This window comes from Streptomyces sp. NPDC093225, from assembly GCF_044753805.1.
Taxonomy (GTDB): Bacteria; Actinomycetota; Actinomycetes; order Streptomycetales; family Streptomycetaceae; genus Streptomyces.
In genome coordinates, this window is sequence record NZ_JBIVNX010000013.1 from 161,779 (window position 1) to 178,435 (window position 16,657).

The window sequence follows — 16,657 nt, forward strand, 5'->3', positions numbered from 1 at the left end:
ACCGATCGGCAATCGGCAGCCACACCCGGAAGGCCTGGGGAGCCATGGCGCTCGTACAGCCCGAGCGGACCGAGCCGCTGCGGGGCAATCTCGCCACCACCGCCTGCATGGAGACGCTCCAGGTGGGATACCTGCACGCCGTCGCAGCGGCCGCCGGCTGCTCGCTGTCCCAGCCGTTCCCGGACAACGGCGTGGACTGGCACGTCAGCCACGGCTCGCCGGGCCACACCGTCGACGACGAGGTGACCATCAAGGTGCAGCTCAAGGCCACCTACCAGGTGGCGCCCCGCCCGCCGGGGCCCAGCTTCGCCTTCACCCTCGACAACGACCACCTGGTCAAGCTCGCCCGCACCCCCGTGGCCGTGCACAAGATCCTCGTCGTGATGCTCGTCCCGCGCCGCCAGGAGGACTGGCTCAGAGCCGGCCACGACGCCCTGGACCTGCGCCACTGCTGCTACTGGACCAACCTGGCCGGACACGCCGTGACCGGCCGCACCCGGACCACCGTCCGCATCCCCACCTCGCGGATCTTCGACGACCGCGCGCTGTGCGAGATCATGACCCGGGTCGGGGTCGGAGGGAGACCTTGATGGAACGGTACGCGTACGGACCCCGCCTCCCGCACCGCGCCGAGCTCCCGCCCGACCCGGGGCAGCCGGTCCGGCCCGCACCCGCCGAGGTCGACCCCGCCGTCCTCGGCGCCCTCCTGCACCGGCACGGCTGGCAGCGGCGCGGCGGCGCACCCGGCCGGTACGCCCGCTGGACCCCGCCGCCCGGCGTCGGCCCCGGCGCCGGCCACGCCGGCACCAGCCTGCTCGTCCCCGAGACGGCCGGCTTCCCCGACAGCGAGGACCTGCTCGGCGAGGCGCTCACCGCCCTCTCCCGCAGCCCGCTCGCCTCGGCCCGCGAGGTGCTCTACGGCCTGACCGTGCCCAGCGACGAGGTCCGCTGGTGGCGCGAGGCCCCCGAGGGGCCCGCCACCGACGCCCTCCACGCCGACTCGTCCTGGGCCGCGCAGGAACGGCTGCGCTCCGCCGCCCACCAACTGCTGCTCGCCGGCGCCCTCGCCGACCGGGCCCGGGCCGGCTACCACGGCGCCCGGCACCGCACCCAGGCCGAGCGGGCGCTGACCGACGTCCTGGTCGGCCCCGCCCCCGGCGGGCGCCGGCTCACCGCCTTCGTCCCCGTCGACGGCGGCCGCGGCGCGGTCATCCGCCTCCACCACGCCCTGCACGCCACCCGCGAGGCCATCGACTACCGGCGCGCGACCGGAGGCATGGAGGCCTTCGACTCGGCCGTCGCCGCCGGGGTCAGCCGGGAGCTGGCCGACGGGCTGATCGCCCTGGTCACGGGGGCCGAGGGGGCCCGCATCGGGCTCGCCTGGGCGCCCGCGGCGGGTACCCCGGCCGGCTGCGCCGCCCGACCCGAGCCCGTCGAGTTCTCGCCCGGCGACCTGCCCCTGCTCCGCGAGGCCGCCGAGCGCTACACCCGCGACGAGCCGGCCGTACCGGTGCGGATCGCGGGGGCGGTCGTGCGGATGCGCCGGTCCGCCGCGCGCGGCGGCGGCACCGTACGGCTGAAGGTGCTGGCCGGGGCGGAGGTGCCGTACGTACGGACCGTCCTCGACGAGGCGGCGTACCAGGTCGCCGGGCACGCGCACCTGGTCGGCCTGCCGATCCGGCTCACCGGACGGCTCCAGCGGCGCGGCGGCTTCCGGCGGCTCAGTGACGCGGCGGACGTGACGCCCGTACCGCTGGACGAGGTGGAGCGGGACCGGCTCATGAAGTCGCTCCAGGAGAGCGAGACGGGCTTCGACTTCTTCGGGGAGGTCTGCGGCGGCAGCGCGGACTGACCGGCCGAGCGGAGGGAGGCGTTCCGCCGCGTCCGCCGGATGAGGCGTAACCGTTTCGCGGGCCACCCCATCCGCTCGGTACGATTCAGGCGCGCGCAGTGACCGCTCGCGCATTCCCCTGAGTCAGGAGAGACCGGTGTCAGACGTCCGTGTGATCATCCAACGCGATTCCGAGCGGGAAGAGCGCGTGGTGACGACGGGCACTACGGCGGCGGACCTCTTCTCCGGCGAGCGCACCGTGATCGCCGCGCGCGTGGCGGGCGAGCTGAAGGACCTCGAGTACGTGGTCCTGGACGGCGAGACCGTCGAGCCGGTGGAGATCTCCTCCGAGGACGGCCTGAACATCCTGCGCCACTCGACCGCGCACGTCATGGCGCAGGCCGTGCAGGAGATCTTCCCCGAGGCGAAGCTGGGCATCGGCCCGCCGGTCCGGGACGGCTTCTACTACGACTTCGACGTCGCCAAGCCCTTCACCCCCGATGACCTCAAGGCCATCGAGAAGAAGATGCAGGAGATCCAGAAGCGGGGCCAGAAGTTCTCCCGCCGCGTGGTCACCGACGAGGCGGCCCGCGAGGAGCTCGCGGACGAGCCGTACAAGCTGGAGCTCATCGGCATCAAGGGCTCGGCGAGCTCCGACGACGGCGCGAACGTCGAGGTGGGCGGCGGCGAGCTGACCATCTACGACAACCTCGACGCGAAGACCGGCGAGCTGTGCTGGAAGGACCTCTGCCGCGGTCCCCACCTGCCCAGCACCCGTGCCATCCCGGCCTTCAAGCTGATGCGCAACGCCGCCGCCTACTGGCGCGGCAGCGAGAAGAACCCGATGCTCCAGCGCATCTACGGCACCGCGTGGCCGTCGAAGGACGAGCTCAAGGCCCACCTCGACTTCCTCGCCGAGGCCGAGAAGCGCGACCACCGCAAGCTCGGCAACGAGCTCGACCTCTTCTCCATCCCGGACGAGATCGGCTCCGGCCTCGCCGTCTTCCACCCGCGCGGCGGCATCATCCGCCGGACCATGGAGGACTACAGCCGCAGGCGCCACGAGGAAGAGGGCTACGAGTTCGTCTACTCCCCGCACGCCACCAAGGGCCAGCTCTTCGAGAAGAGCGGCCACCTGGACTGGTACGCGGAGGGCATGTACCCCCCCATGCAGCTCGACGGTGGTACGGACTACTACCTCAAGCCCATGAACTGCCCGATGCACAACCTGATCTTCGACGCGCGCGGGCGCTCCTACCGTGAGCTGCCCCTGCGCCTGTTCGAGTTCGGCACCGTGTACCGGTACGAGAAGTCGGGCGTGGTGCACGGCCTGACCCGCGCCCGGGGCTTCACCCAGGACGACGCGCACATCTACTGCACCCGTGAGCAGATGGCCGAGGAGCTCGACCGCACCCTCACCTTCGTGCTGAACCTGCTGCGCGACTACGGTCTGACCGACTTCTACCTGGAGCTGTCCACCAAGGACGAGGAGAAGTTCGTCGGCTCGGACGAGGTCTGGGAGGAGGCCACCGCGGTCCTCCAGCAGGTCGCCGAGAAGCAGGGCCTCCCGCTGACCCCCGACCCGGGCGGCGCGGCCTTCTACGGCCCGAAGATCTCCGTGCAGGCGCGCGACGCCATCGGCCGTACCTGGCAGATGTCGACCGTGCAGCTCGACTTCAACCTGCCGGAGCGCTTCGACCTCGAGTACACGGCGGCGGACGGCTCGCGCCAGCGGCCCGTCATGATCCACCGGGCGCTGTTCGGCTCGATCGAGCGGTTCTTCGCGGTGCTGCTGGAGCACTACGCGGGCGCCATGCCGCCGTGGCTGGCGCCGGTCCAGGCGGTCGGCATCCCGATCGGCGACGGGCACGTCGAGTACCTGCAGGAGTTCGCCGCCGAGGCGAAGAAGAAGGGCCTGCGGGTCGAGGTGGACGCCTCCTCCGACCGCATGCAGAAGAAGATCCGCAACCACCAGAAGCTCAAGGTCCCGTTCATGATCATCGTTGGTGACGAGGACATGGCCGCGGGCACCGTCTCCTTCCGCTACCGCGACGGTTCGCAGGAGAACGGCGTCCCGAAGGCCGACGCCCTGGCCAAGCTGGTCCAGGTCGTCGAGGACCGCGTGCAGGTCTGAGCCGCCGTGGTGCAGGTCCGAGCCGCCGCGGTGAGGGCCCGGGCCGGCGGGTGAAGGTCCGAGACACCGTGTGAAGGCCCCCGGAAGTCACTTTCCGGGGGCCTTCCTCGTGGCCCGGCCCCAGGTCATATGCTGCATGGCATGACGAGTGAGCCGGTGCAGCAGAACGGCGTGGGGACGCAGGACGCGTTCCAGCGCCTGTGGACCCCCCATCGGATGGCGTACATCCAGGGCGAGAACAAGCCCACCGGCCCGGCGGCCGGCGACGGCTGCCCCTTCTGCGGGATCCCGGAGATGTCCGACGAGGACGGGCTCGTCGTGGCCCGCGGCAAGCACGTGTACGCGGTGCTCAACCTCTACCCGTACAACGGCGGGCACCTGATGGTCGTCCCGTACCGGCACGTCGCCGACTACACCGAGCTGGACGGCCTCGAAACGGCCGAACTGGCCGATCTGACCAAGCGGGCCATGGTGGCGCTGCGCAAGGCCTCGGGCGCGCACGGCTTCAACATCGGCATGAACCAGGGCAGCGCGGCGGGCGCCGGCATCGCGGCCCACCTGCACCAGCACGTCGTGCCGCGCTGGGGCGGGGACACGAACTTCATGCCGGTGGTCGGCCACACCAAGGTGCTGCCGCAGCTGCTGGCCGACACGCGGTCGATGCTGGCCGACGCCTGGCCCACCGACTGAGCCCCGCCGCCGCACGCCACGAGGCCCCCACGGTCGTCCGTCGGGGCCTCGTGGCGTGTGCGGACCGGCCGCGGCCCGTCCGCACGGGCCCGGCTACGCGTCGTACAGGTCCGCCTTGCGCGGCGACACGTCCTGCACCAGGCCGCTGACGACCATCGAGCGGTTGCTGAAGCGCTCGGTGTCCACGCCGTTCTCCTCCAGCACCTTCATCGCGGCGGAGTGCACCACCCGCAGCACCGGGGTCGCGGCGCGCATCGCGTCGTCGGCCATGAAGCGGTGGCGCCAGGGCTGGTCGGCCCACACGTGCCGGACGCCGAACGGCTCCGGCAGGACGATCTTGCCGCCGAGGAAGGTGAGGATCGGCGGGTACCAGCTGATCAGCGCCCGGACGCCGAGCCGGACGACCTCGTTGGTGTCGACGAGGGGGAGCGTCACCTCGTACGTCTCCCACGGCTTGAAGGTCTTGGTCAGCTCCTTGGTCTTGGGGGCCGACTTGGACGTGAACAGGCCGTTGACCGGGCCGAGGGCATGGCCGGTGACCTCCACCCGGAGCGTCTGGTAGAGCACCGTGACCGTGCACAGCATCGTGAGGACGAGCTGGCCGTCCCAGAGGGTGAACTGCACACCGAGGTAGTGCCGGTTGCCGCTGCCGAACTGCTGCTCGTTGCAGATCGTCGTGATCTCCTGGGAGGAGATCTGGAAGCTGTCGGGGCCGTCGCCGGAGGGGCGGGCCACCTCCTTGGCGCCTTCGCCGACCGGGCTGACGATCCAGTGCTTGACCGAGGGGGTAGGGAAGCCGCCGGTGTGCAACGGGCCCCGGTGGAGCTGCGTGAGCTGCTTCTGGATGGCCCGGACGACGTCGAAGCTGCGGAACGGATGGATCTCGACGCCGGGCGTGGCGGAGGAGAGGTCCTCCGCCATCTGCCAGCTGCCCCAGCGGGTCCCCATGCCGAGTATGCCCTTGGGGCCGGCGTAGAAGACGGTGTTGCTGCGGTCCTCGGCGGTGAGCTTGGCGAGCTGCTTGCGCAGCTCCTCGGCGGCGCTCTCGCCCGGGTCCTGGGGGACCGCGTGCGGGATCTTGGCGCCGATGCCGTCGCCGGAGAGCAGGCCGTCCCAGCGGGCGCGCAGGTCGTGCGCGGTGGTCTCGCAGAGGCGCTTGGCCAGCGTCCAGCCGACCACCGGCGCGATGATCATGCCCCGGAGGTAGTAGCCCCAGAAGCCGGTGAAGGGCAGCCGGAACATCAGGACGGCGGCGAGTACGCCGACGCCGACGAGCACGGCGGTGCCGATCCAGGTGGCCTTCTTTTCGTCCTTGCGGCCCGCGAGGGTCCTGCGCAGCTGGAACAGGGCGATCCACAGGAGCATGCCCGGCAGGAACACCACCCCGCACAGGAACATGATCAGGCGGAGCTTCTGGTCGCGCTCCTTGCGGATGCGGGAGGCGGCCAGGCAGTGCTCGACCACGCTCTGCGGTTCGGCGCCGAAGGACTGGATGAGCGGCTTGCGCTTGCCGCCGAGCATGCGCGCTTCGACAGCGGTGCAGAAGGCTTCCCCGAGGTTGGGTTCGAAGAGCGAGAGCTTGCCCTTCTTCACCTCGGTCTTGTGCCAGTCGTTGTCCGCCTTGGTGATGTCGCCGACGGGGCTGTCCCGGTACGCCGCCGAGGCCAGCGCGTTCGTCGCCGCGGTCTGGCCGCCGGCGCCCTGGAGCGGGACCTGTGCTCCGGGCCTGAAGTCGAAACTCTCGTCCGCCACCGCTGCCCCCACCCTCATGTGCCTGCGACCGCTCCCTTGCGGCCTGTTCCCCGTAGCCCCACCCTGCACACTTCGTGACGAAGCCTATCCGGCGCGCGCATCGCCCCGTCGGGTGACGGGGAAATGCCGCCCACCGCACGCGAGTTGGGTGGGCGGCGCGGGGCGGGTGAGCCCCCTTTCCCGCCTGGTTTCGGCCAACTGCCTGCGCTAATCGGCCTTTTCCTGCTCGGCCCGGAGCCGTTCCGCCACCTGCGGCGGCATCGGCTCGTGCCGGGCGTACGAGCGGCTGAACCGACCGGTGCCGTGCGAGACGGAGCGCAGGTCCACGGCGTACCGGTCGATCTCGATCTCCGGGATCTCGGCGCGCACGAGCGTGCGCCCGGGGCCGGCCTGCTCGGTGCCGACGACACGGCCGCGCCGGCTGGACAGGTCGCTCATCACCGGGCCGACGTACTCGTCGGGGATCATCACCGAGAGTTCGGCGACGGGCTCCAGCAGGTGGATGCGGGTGTCGGCGGCCGCCTCGCGCAGGGCGAGGGCGCCGGCCGTCTGGAAGGCAGCGTCGGAGGAGTCGACCGAGTGGGCCTTGCCGTCGACGAGGGTGATGCGCACGTCGACCAGGGGGTATCCGGCGGTGACCCCCTTGGCGGCCTGGGCCCGCACGCCCTTCTCCACGGAGGGGATGAACTGGCGCGGTACGGCGCCGCCGACGACCTTGTCGACGAACTCGATGCCGCTGCCCGGGGGCAGGGGCTCGACCTCGATCTCGCAGATCGCGTACTGGCCGTGGCCGCCGGACTGTTTGACGTGCCGGCCCTTGCCGGTGGCTCGGGCGCCGAAGGTCTCCCGGAGCGAGACCCGGTGCGCGATGGCGTCGACCTGGACGCCGTACCGGTTGCGCAGGCGTTCGAGGGCCACGTCCTGGTGGGCCTCGCCCAGGCACCAGAGGACCACCTGGTGGGTGTCCGGGTTCTGCTCCAGCCGCATGGTCGGGTCCTCGGCGACGAGGCGGGAGAGGCCCTGCGAGAGCTTGTCCTCGTCGGCCTTGCTGTGGGCGCGGATGGCGAGCGGGAGCAGGGGCTCGGGCATGTCCCACGGCCGCATGAGCAGGGGCTGGTCCTTCGCGGACAGCGTGTCGCCGGTCTCGGCGCGGCCGAGCTTGGCGACGCAGGCGAGGTCGCCGGCGATGGCGCGCCCCAGCACCCGCTGGCTCTTGCCGAAGGGGGACGACAGGGCGCCGACGCGTTCGTCGACGTCGTGGTCCTCGTGGCCCCGGTCCTCCAGGCCGTGCCCGGAGACGTGCACCGTGTCGTCGGGGCGCAGGGTGCCGGAGAAGACGCGGACGAGGGAGACGCGGCCGACGTAGGGGTCGGAGGAGGTCTTGACGACCTCGGCGACCAGGGGGCCGGCCGGGTCGCAGGTGACGGCGGGGCGGTCCGCGCCGTCGGGGGTGGTCACGTCGACGGCGGGGCGCTCCTCGGGGGTGGGGAAGCCGCCCGTGACCAGTTCGAGGAGTTCCACGGTCCCCAGCCCCTGGCGGGCTCCGTCGGTGGCGGGGGCGGCCATGAGGACGGGGTGGAAGGTCCCGCGGGCGACGGCGCGCTCGAGGTCGTCGATCAGCGTCTTGATGTCGATGTCCTCGCCGCCGAGGTAGCGGTCCATCAGGCCCTCGTCCTCGCTCTCGGCGATGATCCCCTCGATGAGCCGGTTGCGGGCGTCGGCGATGAGGTCGAGCTCGGCGGGTTCGGGGTCGCGCTCGCGGCGCTCGCCGGAGGTGTAGTCGTACACCCGCCGGGAGAGCAGCCCGAGCAGGCCGTGGACGGGGGCGTGGCCGTCGGCGCCGGGCGGGCCGTACAGCGGGAGGTAGAGCGGGATGACGGCGTCCGGGTCGTCCCCGCCGAAGGTCGTGCCGCAGAGCTCGGCCATCTGGGTGTAGTCGGCGCGGGACGCCTCCAAATGGGTGACGACGATGGCCCGGGGCATGCCGACGGCGGCGCACTCCTCCCAGACCATGCGGGTGGCGCCGTCGACGCCGTCGGAGGCCGAGACGACGAAGAGGGCCGCGTCCGCCGCCCGCAGACCGGCCCTGAGTTCTCCGACGAAGTCGGCGTATCCCGGGGTGTCCAGGATGTTGATCTTCACGCCGCCCCATTCGACGGGGACGAGCGAGAGCTGTACGGACCGCTGCTGGCGGTGCTCGATGTCGTCGTAGTCCGAGACGGTGCCGCCGTCCTCGACCCGGCCGGCCCGGTTGACGGCCCCGGCGGTGAGCGCGAGGGCCTCGACCAGGGTGGTCTTGCCCGCTCCGCTGTGGCCGACCAGCACCACGTTCCTGATGTCGGCGGGCCGGTCGGCCGTCAGTGCCCTGCCGGCGGCTCCGGGCTGTGCGTTCGCCTTGTCGCCCATGGCTGCGGTGCCTCCCTGTTCGTTCCTTGCACGGTGAGGAGGGTGAGGGTGGAGTGCGGACAGGGGGAGTCGGAGGGGGGAACCGGTGGCTCCGGCGATGCCCGCGGTTATTCGAGCTTTGCACTCGCGTCACTGTGCGTCCATACGTCGTACCCGTCGCCGGGCGGGCGGGTGGCCGGGAGGCGTCCCTGTGGGTGACGCGGGTGCGGGCGGAGGGGCCGGGACGGACCTGTGGGCCCCGCGGGCGGGGGCGGTCGGGCGGGATGGGGGACCAATGGGCGGAGCGGCGGTTGCCGCTGGCTACGATGGGCCAGCCGGTGGCCGTGGTGGCCGCGCGGCGAAGCGACCCTCCGGGAAGGCCATGCTGAACAAGTACGCGCGTGCATTCTTCACGCGTGTCCTCACTCCGTTCGCCGCGTTTCTGCTCCGCAAGGGGGTGAGCCCCGACGCGGTGACGCTGGTCGGGACCGCGGGTGTGGTCGCGGGCGCGCTGTGGTTCTTCCCCCGGGGAGAGCTCTTCTGGGGCGTGATCACGATCACGCTCTTCGTCTTCTCGGACCTGGTCGACGGCAATATGGCCCGGCAGGCGGGCATCTCCAGCCGTTGGGGCGCCTTCCTGGACTCGACCCTGGACCGGGTCGCGGACGCCGCCATCTTCGGCGGCCTCGCCCTCTGGTACGCCGGCAAGGGCGACGACAACGTGCTGTGCGCGGTGACGATCTTCTGCCTGGCCAGCGGCCAGGTGGTCTCGTACACCAAGGCCCGCGGCGAGTCGATAGGGCTGCCGGTGGCCGTGAACGGCCTGGTGGAGCGGGCCGAGCGGCTGGTCGTCTCGCTCACCGCGGCCGGCCTGTCCGGCCTGCAGACCTTCGGCGCCCCCAGCTGGCTCGGCGTGGTGCTCCCCGTGGCCCTGTGGGCGGTGGCCGTCGGCTCGCTGGTGACGCTGATCCAGCGCGTGGTGACCGTACGGCGGGAGGCCGCGGAGGCCGACGCGGCGGCGGCGGCCGGTGGTGCGGCGGGTGCGTCTGATGCATCTGGTGCGTCCGGTGCGTCCGGTGGCGGTGTCGGTGCCTCCGGTGACGGCTCGGGCACGACCGCCGAGGGGGGCGCCGCGTGAGCGTGCGGGACCGCCTGACCGACGGGCTGTACGGCGTCGGCTGGAGCACCGTCAAGAAGCTGCCGGAGCCCGTCGCCGTGGCGCTGGGCCGCCGGATCGCCGACACCGCCTGGCGGCGGCGCGGCAAGAGCGTGCAGCGGCTGGAGTCGAACCTGGCGCGGGTCGTGCCCGGGGCCGGGCCGGAGCGGCTGCGGGAGCTGTCCCGCGCGGGCATGCGCTCGTACATGCGCTACTGGATGGAGTCCTTCCGGCTGCCCGCCTGGGACGCCGAGCGGATCCGCACGTGCGTGGAGATCGACGGCGAGCAGGAGCTGCGCGACGCCATCGCCTCCGGCCGGGGCGTCGTCATCGCGCTGCCCCACCTGGCGAACTGGGACCTGGCCGGGGCGTGGGTGACCACGCACCTGGGCGTCGGGTTCACGACGGTCGCCGAGCGGCTCAAGCCCGAGACGCTCTTCGACCGGTTCGTGGCCTACCGGGAGGGCCTGGGCATGGAGGTGCTGCCGCACAGCGGCGGCGCCGCGTTCGGGACGCTCGCCCGGCGGCTGCGCGCCGGCGGGCTGATCTGCCTCGTCGCCGACCGGGACCTGTCGTCCTCGGGCGTCGAGGTCGACTTCTTCGGGGCGGCGGCGCGCATGCCGGCCGGCCCGGCGCTGCTGGCCCAGCAGACCGGCGCGCTGCTGATGCCGGTGACGCTCTGGTACGGGACCGGTTCGACGATGCGCGGGCGGGTGCACCCGCCCGTGGAGGTGCCGGAGACGGGCACCCGGGCCGAGAAGACGGCGGCGATGACGCAGGCGGTGGCGGACGTCTTCGCCGCGGGCATCGGGGAGCACCCGCAGGACTGGCACATGCTGCAGCGGCTGTGGCTGGACGACCTGGAGCCGCGGGCGGGGGCCGGGTCCGAAGGGGGATCCGGGGTCGGGGCCGAGGCTGACGGTGGGTCCGGGGCCCAGGGCGGGTCCGGGTCTGAGGGCGGGTCCGGGGACGGGTCCGGGTCCAGGGTTGGGTCCCGGTCCGGGGACGGGTCCGGGGACGGGACGGCGACGCCGTCGGCTCCGGCGAGCGGGGGGAACGCGGCGTGAGGATCGGCATCGTCTGCCCCTACTCCTGGGACGTCCCGGGCGGGGTCCAGTTCCACATCCGCGACCTCGCCGAGCACCTGATCCGGCTGGGCCACGAGGTCTCCGTCCTGGCACCGGCCGACGACGAGACGCCCCTGCCGCCGTACGTCGTGTCCGCCGGCCGTGCCGTGCCGGTGCCGTACAACGGCTCGGTCGCGCGGCTGAACTTCGGCTTCCTGTCGGCGGCACGGGTGCGGCGGTGGCTGCACGACGGCACCTTCGACGTGATCCACATCCACGAGCCGACCTCGCCGTCGCTGGGCCTGCTGGCCTGCTGGGCCGCTCAGGGGCCCATCGTGGCCACCTTCCACACGTCGAACCCGCGCTCGCGCGCGATGATCGCGGCGTACCCGATCCTGCAGCCGGCGCTGGAGAAGATCAGCGCGCGGATCGCGGTGAGCGAGTACGCGCGGCGCACGCTGGTGGAACACCTCGGTGGTGACGCGGTGGTCATCCCGAACGGCGTGGACGTCGACTTCTTCGAGAAGGCCGAGTCCAACCCGGAGTGGTCCGGGCAGACGCTGGGCTTCATCGGGCGCATCGACGAACCGCGCAAGGGCCTGCCGGTGCTGATGGCGGCCTTCCCGAAGATCGTCGAGGCCTGTCCGGACGTACGGCTCCTGGTCGCCGGCCGCGGTGACGAGGAGGAGGCGGTCTCCTCCCTCCCGGCCGAGCTGCGTTCGCGCGTGACCTTCCTCGGCATGGTCACGGACGAGGAGAAGGCGCGGCTGCTGCGCAGCGTGGACGTGTACGTCGCCCCCAACACCGGTGGCGAGAGCTTCGGCATCATCCTCGTCGAGGCGCTGTCGGCGGGCGCGCCGGTGCTGGCCTCGGACCTCGACGCGTTCGCGCAGGTCCTCGACCAGGGGGCGGCCGGCGACCTCTTCACGAACGAGGACCCCGACTCCCTGGCCGCGGGGGCCGTCCGGCTGCTGGGCGACCCGGCCCGGCGGGCCGCGCTGAGCGAGCGGGGCTCGGCGCACGTGCGCCGGTTCGACTGGTCGACGGTCGGCGCGGACATCCTGGCCGTCTACGAGACCGTCACGGACGGCGCGGCCTCGGTCGCCACGGACGAGCGCGTCCCGCTGCGGACGCGGTGGGGGCTCACCCGGGACTGACCGGGGCTCACCCGAACCGGACCTCCCGCTCGGGTCGGCCCGAGGCACCCACCGCCACCTCCTGCACGGGATGTCCGCGCGGCGTGAGTCGGATGCGGTCCGGGCCGTCCCAGCGGGCGTCGGCGAAGCCCCAGGTGTCGTCGTCACCGTCGAACGACGCCACGGGCCAGCGGCGCACCATCGGCCAGTCGCCCTGCTCGACGAACACGATCCACTGCGGATCGAGTGCCCCGGGCGGGCTGGTGACGACGAGACGGCGGTCCGTGCGTCCCGGCGCGTCGCGGGACGCCACGTGCTCGCCGTCGGCGGTGAGCGGGCCCGCGAACTGCCCGACCACCAGCCAGCCGACGGCGAGCAGGCCGACTGCGAACAGGGCCGTGGGGCGCGCGCGGCGACCGCGCACCCCGAGTGCCGCGGCACCGGCGAGGAGGGCGAGGGCGGCCCACCCGCTGAGCGCGAGGTGCCGGTAGGGCGCGGCGAGCACCACCAGCCCGCCGGGGCGGGCGGCCCGATGGCCGACCACCACCGCCGCCGGCACCAGCGCCGCGGCGCCCCCGAGTGCGACGGCCCATGGCTTCCGCTGCACGGTTCCCCCTCCGGATCGACGGTTCCTCCGACGCCGCGCGACCCTACCGGCCCGGCACGACCCCGGGAGGGCCACGATCCATCGGCCGGCGCGATCGCCCCGGGTCCGTCGCCGCGTCGTGGCCCGGCACCGTGCCGAGGCGGCCGACAGGGCTGCGGCGGGGGAACGGTAGAGTCGCGCGGCGTGATCGAAACCCTCGTCTGGATCGCCGTGGCCCTGCTCGCCGTCGGCGTGTACCTCAGCTGGACCGCCGGCCGGCTCGACCGCCTGCACACGCGGATCGACGCCGCCCGGGCCGCCCTCGACGCGCAGCTCGTCCGGCGGTCGGCCGTCGCGCTGGAGGTGGCCACCTCGGGGGTGCTCGATCCGGCCGCCTCCATCGTCCTGTACGAGGCCGCGCACGCGGCCCGGCAGACCGAGGAGGACCACCGCGAGGTGGCGGAGAGCGAGCTCAGCCAGGCGCTGCGCGCGGTGTTCGAGGACCCGGACCAGGTCGAGGCCGTCAAGGAGGCGCCGGGCGGCGAGGAGGCGGCGGGCGAACTGGCCGCCGCCGTCCGCCGGGTGCCGATGGCCCGCCGCTTCCACAACGACGCCGTACGTGCGGCCCGCGCTCTGCGCCGGCACCGCAAGGTGCGCTGGTTCCGGCTCGCGGGCCACGCCCCGTTCCCGCTGGCCTTCGAGATGGACGACGAGCCGCCCGCGGCCCTGGCGGACCGGCCGGGGTCCTGAAGTCGGTCTGATCCGGGGCGGGTGGGCCGCTTCGGGTGGCCGGCCGGGGTCGGGAGTCCGGCCCCGGGGGCGGGGCGGGCGCGCTTCGGGTGGCCGGTCGGGGTCGGGGGCGGCTCGCTTCGTGGGGCCGCCCCGTGGTGCGCGGGTCCCCTCGCCGCTTGACGGGCCGTGGCCTGCAGGCCCTGCGGCAGGCCCACCCCTGGGGCTTCGGGCCTTCGGCCTGGCCTGCGGCCACCCCAGGCCCGGGCCTGCCTCCGGACCAGCCTGCCACAGCCCGTCAAGCGGCTTCCCCGCACACCACGGGGCGGCCCGGCGGGGGCTGCGGGTCGTTCCGCTCCCTGGGCGTGGGACCTTGACCGGGGCTGGCTTCGAGGGGTGCGGAGCTCGGGGGCTGGGCTCGTCCGATCCTGGCGGCGGCTCGTCCGGACGGGTGGTCCGGGTCGGTGTGGACGTCGGGGCCTCGGCGGCGGGGCGGCCGGGTCGGATCGTGGTGCGGTGCTGTGGCGGCGGGGCTGGCAGAGGAGTGGCGGGTCGCGCACTGGCCACTGTGGCGCCCCGTGGGAGCCACCTGCTCCACATTGGCCCTTGCAGTGGACTGGACACGCCTTGTTTCCTTGGCCGAGCAGTACCCGTCTCCTTCGAGTGAGGTCAATCCGTGAGCACGCTGAACACCACCCCGCAGACCCCCGAGACCGGCACCGCCCGCGTCAAGCGCGGCATGGCCGAGCAGCTCAAGGGCGGCGTGATCATGGACGTGGTCAACGCCGAGCAGGCGAAGATCGCCGAGGACGCCGGCGCCGTGGCCGTCATGGCCCTGGAGCGGGTCCCCGCGGACATCCGCAAGGACGGCGGCGTGGCCCGCATGTCCGACCCGAACATGATCGAGGAGATCATCGACGCGGTGTCGATCCCGGTCATGGCCAAGTCCCGCATCGGCCACTTCGTCGAGGCCCAGGTGCTGCAGTCCCTCGGCGTCGACTACATCGACGAGTCCGAGGTCCTCACCCCGGCCGACGAGGTCAACCACTCCGACAAGTGGGCCTTCACCACCCCCTTCGTCTGCGGTGCCACCAACCTGGGCGAGGCCCTGCGCCGCATCGCCGAGGGCGCGGCCATGATCCGCTCGAAGGGCGAGGCCGGCACCGGCAACGTCGTCGAGGCCGTCCGTCACCTGCGCCAGATCAAGAACGAGATCGCCAAGCTGCGCGGCTTCGACAACAACGAGCTGTACGCCGCCGCCAAGGAGCTGCGCGCCCCGTACGAGCTCGTCAAGGAGGTCGCCGAGCTCGGCAAGCTCCCGGTCGTGCTGTTCTCCGCCGGTGGTGTGGCCACCCCGGCCGACGCCGCGCTGATGCGCCAGCTCGGTGCCGAGGGCGTCTTCGTCGGCTCCGGCATCTTCAAGTCGGGCGACCCGGCCAAGCGCGCCGCCGCCATCGTGAAGGCCACCACCTTCTACGACGACCCGAAGATCATCGCGGACGCCTCCCGCAACCTGGGCGAGGCCATGGTCGGCATCAACTGCGACACCCTGCCCGAGGCCGAGCGCTACGCCAACCGCGGCTGGTAAGGCACCACAGAAGATGAACAACCCCCCCGTCATTGGCGTCCTGGCCCTCCAGGGTGACGTACGGGAGCACCTGATCGCCCTGGCCTCGGCTGACGCCGTGGCCAGGCCGGTCCGGCGCCCCGAGGAGCTCGCCGAGGTCGACGCCCTCGTCATCCCCGGCGGCGAGTCCACGACGATGTCGAAGCTCGCCGTCCTGTTCGGCATGCTGGAGCCGCTGCGCGAGCGCGTGCGCGCCGGCATGCCCGTCTACGGCACCTGCGCCGGCATGATCATGCTCGCCGACAAGATCCTCGACGGACGCGAGGACCAGGAGACCCTGGGCGGCGTCGACATGATCGTGCGCCGCAACGCCTTCGGTCGCCAGAACGAGTCGTTCGAGGCGAAGATCGAGTTCGCGGGCATCGAGGGCGACCCCGTCGAGGGCGTCTTCATCCGCGCCCCGTGGGTCGAGTCCGTGGGTGCCTCCGCCGAGGTCCTCGCCACGTACGACGGCCACACGGTCGCCGTCCGGCAGGGCAACGTCCTGGCGACCTCGTTCCATCCCGAACTCACCGGAGACGAGCGCGTCCACGCGTACTTCGTGGACATGGTGCGCGCAAGCGCCTGACCGCGTCCCGGTAGGATCGAGGCGAAACACTGTTGGTGACGCGAAGGAGACAGGCAGATGTCCGGCCACTCTAAATGGGCTACGACGAAGCACAAGAAGGCCGTGATCGACGCCAAGCGCGGCAAGCTCTTCGCGAAGCTGATCAAGAACATCGAGGTCGCCGCCCGGACCGGCGGCGCCGACCCGGACGGCAACCCGACCCTCTTCGACGCCATCCAGAAGGCGAAGAAGAGCTCGGTCCCGAACAAGAACATCGACTCCGCGGTCAAGCGCGGCGGCGGCCTCGAGGCCGGCGGCGTGGACTACGCGACGATCATGTACGAGGGCTACGGTCCGAACGGTGTCGCGGTGCTCATCGAGTGCCTGACCGACAACCGCAACCGTGCCGCCTCGGACGTGCGCGTCGCCATGACCCGCAACGGCGGTTCGATGGCCGACCCGGGCTCCGTCTCGTACCTGTTCAACCGCAAGGGCGTCGTCGTGCTGCCCAAGGCCGAGCTGTCCGAGGACGACGTCCTCGGCGCGGTCCTCGACGCGGGCGCCGAGGAGGTCAACGACCTCGGCGAGAACTTCGAGGTCATCAGCGAGGCCACCGACCTGGTCGCGGTCCGTACCGCGCTCCAGGAGGCCGGCATCGACTACGACTCGGCCGAGTCCAGCTTCGTCCCGACCATGCAGGTCGAGCTGGACGAGGAGGGCGCGCGGAAGATGTTCAAGCTGATCGACGCCCTCGAGGACAGCGACGACGTGCAGAACGTCTTCGCCAACTTCGACGTCAGCGACGAGGTCATGGCGCAGGTCGACGCGTAAGCGCGACCGACCGGTGCGTGTCGGCGGGGGGGGGGGGGGGCCCCCCCCCCCCCCCCCCCCCGGGGTTTGGGGGCGGCGGCGGGCCCGGGCCCCCCCCGGGGGCGGGGGACCCCCTCGTCCCACCCGGCCCCCCCCGATTCGGGGCCCCCCCGCCACCCCCGGGGGCGCCCTGACGGGGCTGCGCGG

The 16,657-nt window shown here is 72.7% G+C and carries 14 protein-coding genes; 11 read left to right on the forward strand and 3 right to left on the reverse strand.

What is annotated here, in order from left to right; translation table 11 throughout:
- Positions 1 to 44: 44 nt before the first annotated feature.
- The 4 genes from ACIQCH_RS15220 to ACIQCH_RS15235 all read left to right on the forward strand — a co-directional run bounded on the left by ACIQCH_RS15220 (position 45) and on the right by ACIQCH_RS15235 (position 4,655).
- Entirely contained in the window at positions 45 to 590 is a 546-nt protein-coding gene (locus ACIQCH_RS15220) for a DUF4365 domain-containing protein (protein ID WP_030192806.1), read from the forward strand.
- Positions 590 to 1,852, forward strand: a complete 1,263-nt coding sequence (locus tag ACIQCH_RS15225; protein WP_402581127.1) for a hypothetical protein — start codon at positions 590 to 592, stop codon at positions 1,850 to 1,852. The genes ACIQCH_RS15220 and ACIQCH_RS15225 overlap by 1 nt, the downstream gene beginning before the upstream one ends.
- A 136-nt stretch (positions 1,853 to 1,988) precedes the next feature.
- On the forward strand, positions 1,989 to 3,965 hold the full coding sequence (gene thrS, locus ACIQCH_RS15230) for a threonine--tRNA ligase (RefSeq protein ID WP_402581128.1): 1,977 nt from the start codon (positions 1,989 to 1,991) through the stop codon (positions 3,963 to 3,965).
- A 129-nt stretch (positions 3,966 to 4,094) separates the two neighbouring features.
- On the forward strand, positions 4,095 to 4,655 hold the full coding sequence (locus ACIQCH_RS15235) for an HIT family protein (RefSeq protein ID WP_402581129.1): 561 nt from the start codon (positions 4,095 to 4,097) through the stop codon (positions 4,653 to 4,655).
- 93 nt (positions 4,656 to 4,748) lie between these two features.
- Here the strand turns inward: ACIQCH_RS15235 and ACIQCH_RS15240 are convergent, their stop codons facing one another.
- Together ACIQCH_RS15240 and ACIQCH_RS15245 are read right to left on the reverse strand one after the other, a co-directional pair.
- Positions 4,749 to 6,425: a hypothetical protein gene (locus tag ACIQCH_RS15240; protein WP_402581130.1), complete on the reverse strand. Its 1,677-nt coding sequence runs from the start codon at positions 6,423 to 6,425 to the stop codon at positions 4,749 to 4,751.
- Between the two features lie 189 nt (positions 6,426 to 6,614).
- Positions 6,615 to 8,813 carry an elongation factor G-like protein EF-G2 gene (locus ACIQCH_RS15245; protein WP_402581131.1) on the reverse strand — a complete coding sequence of 733 codons (2,199 nt, stop codon included), beginning with the start codon at positions 8,811 to 8,813 and terminating at the stop codon, positions 6,615 to 6,617.
- 361 nt (positions 8,814 to 9,174) lie between these two features.
- On the opposite strand from ACIQCH_RS15245, the gene pgsA reads away from it, so the two are divergent.
- Genes pgsA through ACIQCH_RS15260 form a run of 3 tightly spaced genes read left to right on the forward strand, consistent with a single transcriptional unit; the run spans position 9,175 to position 12,172 of the window.
- Entirely contained in the window at positions 9,175 to 9,930 is a 756-nt protein-coding gene (gene pgsA / locus ACIQCH_RS15250) for a phosphatidylinositol phosphate synthase (protein ID WP_402581132.1), read from the forward strand.
- Positions 9,927 to 11,015 carry a phosphatidylinositol mannoside acyltransferase gene (locus tag ACIQCH_RS15255; protein ID WP_402581133.1) on the forward strand — a complete coding sequence of 363 codons (1,089 nt, stop codon included), beginning with the start codon at positions 9,927 to 9,929 and terminating at the stop codon, positions 11,013 to 11,015. The genes pgsA and ACIQCH_RS15255 overlap by 4 nt, the downstream gene beginning before the upstream one ends.
- On the forward strand, positions 11,012 to 12,172 hold the full coding sequence (locus ACIQCH_RS15260; RefSeq protein ID WP_402581134.1) for a glycosyltransferase family 4 protein: 1,161 nt from the start codon (positions 11,012 to 11,014) through the stop codon (positions 12,170 to 12,172). The genes ACIQCH_RS15255 and ACIQCH_RS15260 overlap by 4 nt, the downstream gene beginning before the upstream one ends.
- Positions 12,173 to 12,179: 7 nt before the next feature.
- Here ACIQCH_RS15260 and ACIQCH_RS15265 read toward each other — a convergent pair whose 3' ends face one another.
- Positions 12,180 to 12,758: a hypothetical protein gene (locus ACIQCH_RS15265; RefSeq protein WP_402581135.1), complete on the reverse strand. Its 579-nt coding sequence runs from the start codon at positions 12,756 to 12,758 to the stop codon at positions 12,180 to 12,182.
- A 183-nt stretch (positions 12,759 to 12,941) separates the two neighbouring features.
- On the opposite strand from ACIQCH_RS15265, the gene ACIQCH_RS15270 reads away from it, so the two are divergent.
- From ACIQCH_RS15270 to ACIQCH_RS15285, 4 genes are all read left to right on the forward strand, one after another.
- Positions 12,942 to 13,487, forward strand: a complete 546-nt coding sequence (locus ACIQCH_RS15270) for a hypothetical protein (protein ID WP_402581136.1) — start codon at positions 12,942 to 12,944, stop codon at positions 13,485 to 13,487.
- A gap of 655 nt (positions 13,488 to 14,142) precedes the next feature.
- A complete protein-coding gene (pdxS, locus tag ACIQCH_RS15275) occupies positions 14,143 to 15,054 on the forward strand; it encodes a pyridoxal 5'-phosphate synthase lyase subunit PdxS (RefSeq protein ID WP_030192787.1) in 912 nt (303 codons plus the stop codon).
- A 13-nt stretch (positions 15,055 to 15,067) separates the two neighbouring features.
- On the forward strand, positions 15,068 to 15,661 hold the full coding sequence (gene pdxT, locus ACIQCH_RS15280) for a pyridoxal 5'-phosphate synthase glutaminase subunit PdxT (RefSeq protein WP_402581137.1): 594 nt from the start codon (positions 15,068 to 15,070) through the stop codon (positions 15,659 to 15,661).
- 57 nt (positions 15,662 to 15,718) lie between these two features.
- Positions 15,719 to 16,471: a YebC/PmpR family DNA-binding transcriptional regulator gene (locus tag ACIQCH_RS15285; protein ID WP_402581138.1), complete on the forward strand. Its 753-nt coding sequence runs from the start codon at positions 15,719 to 15,721 to the stop codon at positions 16,469 to 16,471.
- Positions 16,472 to 16,657: the final 186 nt, after the last annotated feature.